The organism is Azoarcus sp. TTM-91 (assembly GCF_012911025.1).
Classification (GTDB): domain Bacteria; phylum Pseudomonadota; class Gammaproteobacteria; order Burkholderiales; family Rhodocyclaceae; genus Azoarcus.
Window position 1 is genome coordinate 1 of record NZ_WUEI01000268.1, and the last position, 1,074, is coordinate 1,074.

The window sequence follows — 1,074 nt, forward strand, 5'->3', positions numbered from 1 at the left end:
GGTTGGTATGGCGGGTTGTCAGTCGGGCCGCGAACGGGGGTAAGAAGATGGAGCAGCCGGGCATGATGGCCGATGGCGGTGGCGGCGAACAAGGAAGTCCGTCGCAAAACGCCGTTTGGCGTGCCGCGCTCAAGTATCCCTGCCGGTTGTCGTTGTATTGTCAGACGCCACCCGGACCGTTGCCGATGAAGCCCCTCCCGCTCCTTGCCGCCGCCTTGCTCCTGCCGCTCACGCTGCCTGCCGCCGCCGACGACTGGCAGCTGGTGCTCAGCGACCGCGACCGCCGCATCGAGATAGACCGCGGCACCATCATCGACTCCGATCGTGGCACCAAGGTGGCCTGGGGCCGCATCGTGCTGTCGCTGGAGGAGTCGCGCACCGCCGGCTACACCACCATCAAGGCGCTCAACCGCTACGACTGCATGAACCGCAGCTTCCTGACGGTGAAGCGGGTGTTCATGGATTCGCTGGACAGGGTGATACGCGAGGAGGCTGCTGCCGACCAGGAGCCGGTGGCCATCGCCCGCAACTCGGTGGACGAGCGCATGTGGCGCGAAGTCTGCCGCCCGCCCACGGTGTCGGAGCTGGACAAGGTGGCGCAGCAGGCCGCCCGCGCGGCGGCGCCTGCCGCGCCGGCCAAGGCGGAGGTGAAGCCGCCGCCGAAGCGGGCGACGGTGCAGCAAGCGCCGCGGCGGGCAGAAACCACGCCCTCTGGTGCTCGCGCGCTGGAGAACGCCCAGGTGGGCCGGCCGGCGCCAGTGCGTTCCGCCCAGTTCCAGCCGAACGCGCAGGAGGCGCAGCCGGCCGCCGCCACCGAAGGCAGCGGCGAGGCGGCGACGCCGATGCCGCGCCAGCCGCAGCCCGCCGGCAGCCGACCCGCGCCGGCCGCCAGCAACGCCACGCCAGCCCCGATTCCAACTCCGGCGAAAAGCCCGTCGCCAACCCCGTCGCCAGCTCGCCCGCAGGCTGCTGCGCCAGCCGCCAGCAGCGCCCCGCACGCGACGGCGCAGCACCGGCCGGCAGCCGCCACCCATGCCGCCGCCCCGGCAAGCGCCCACGCCGCCGCGGCAGCGC

Annotated in this window: 1 protein-coding gene; it reads left to right on the forward strand. The window is 72.6% G+C overall.

Annotated elements, in window-relative coordinates:
* Nucleotides 1-185: 185 nt before the first annotated feature.
* On the forward strand, nt 186-1,074 hold an 889-nt coding region (locus GRF61_RS24165), incomplete at its 3' end, for a surface-adhesin E family protein (protein ID WP_348982478.1).